Origin of the sequence: Rhodococcus sp. IEGM 1370 (genome assembly GCF_033142325.1) — a bacterium.
In the GTDB taxonomy this organism is placed as follows: domain Bacteria; phylum Actinomycetota; class Actinomycetes; order Mycobacteriales; family Mycobacteriaceae; genus Rhodococcoides.
Window position 1 is genome coordinate 1 of the sequence record NZ_JAWLRY010000062.1, and the last position, 1,345, is coordinate 1,345.

Consider the following 1,345-nt stretch of genomic DNA (forward strand, 5'->3'; position numbering starts at 1 on the left):
TGAACCGTCCTGGATCTGATGGAGACCTGGTTCAAGCCACTTCGCGGTCGGAGGTGGCGGTCGAGCATTGATGACGGTACTCGTTTTCGTAGTCGACGGGCGAGAGGTAGCCGATCGCGGAGTGCAACCGGCTGGTGTTGAACCAGTGCACCCACGAAGCCGTTTCCCGTTCGATCTCTGCCCTGCCGGTCCATGACTTCTGCCGCTCGATCAGCTCTGTCTTGTACAGGCCGATTGTTGATTCCATCAACGCGTTGTCGAGCGCATCACCGACGCTACCGATCGATCCGGCGAGCCCGGATTCGATCAACGCCTCGGTGAATGCGAGCGATGTATATTGCGAGCCGGCGTCGGAGTGGTGAACCAAACCGGTTGCGGTGAAAGCGAAGTCGCTTCGTCGGCGGGTGAACAATGCTTGCTCGAGCACCCCGGAAACCAGAGGTGTCGCCTTCGTCGTCATCACCCGCCAACCAAGAATGCGACGCGAGAATACATCGACCACGAACGATGTATAGGCGAACCCGGCCAACGTCCAGCAATAGGTGAAGTCAGCAACCCACCACTGATCAGGACGGGTCGGTGCACCCCACTGACGCTCGATCAGATCCGGATGCCGAGGTGCCCGGTCGTCACGCTCGGTGGTCACCGTGCGGCGTCGCCCGCGGACCACTCCGACGGCTCCGCAGATCGCCATCAACCGACCGACCTGATCACGGCCAAGATCGTGACCAGCCCGTTTCATGGCGTGCCACATTTTGCGCATCCCGTAGAGGCGCCTGTTGGCCACATAGAGCCGGTGCACGGCGTTCGCGGCGTACGCCTCATCTAGAGCGGCCGTTGAGATGGTTCCGCGTTTCTTGGCGGCGTAGTAGGTGGACGGGGCGATCTTGATGCCGTGTTCGCGGAGCACGGTGCAGATCGGGTCGACCCCGAAGCGGTGGCGGTACTCGTCGATGTAGTCGACGATCACCGAAGTCGGCGGTCGACCTCCGCCGCTGCGAAAAACGCTGACGCTGTCTTGAGAATGTCGTTGGCTCTTCGTAATTCGGAGTTTTCGCGTCGCAATGCTTTCAGCTCGGCATCACGGTCCGAACCTGATTCGCTCTCGTTCGGACCGGAAGGTAAATCGTTCTTTTCGACCCAGTTCCGGATCGTGGCGGGGTTGATGTCGAGCAATGCTCCGACATGCTTGCGAGCGGCGATCTTGGTGTCGCCCTGCTCGGTCAGACGGTCCCGATACATCCGAACAGCGCGCTCACGCGTCTCGGCATCGAACTTCCTTGGTGCACCCATATCTGCATTCTCCTGGTGAGATCACAGTCTCCACCAGTCCCAGGACGGTTCA

General features: G+C 60.4%; 1 protein-coding gene and 1 other annotated feature. The gene reads right to left on the reverse strand.

The window, feature by feature from the left end:
- Positions 1–31: 31 nt before the first annotated feature.
- Positions 32–1,293 (reverse strand): IS3 family transposase gene (locus tag R4P47_RS24985; RefSeq protein ID WP_139318105.1). Its coding sequence is split into 2 segments (ribosomal slippage): positions 32–999 and positions 999–1,293, totalling 1,263 coding nucleotides; the frame shifts between segments, so codons are not numbered across the junction.
- Positions 878–1,009, reverse strand: a sequence feature (AL1L pseudoknot). (Overlaps the previous gene by 132 nt.)
- Positions 1,294–1,345: the final 52 nt, after the last annotated feature.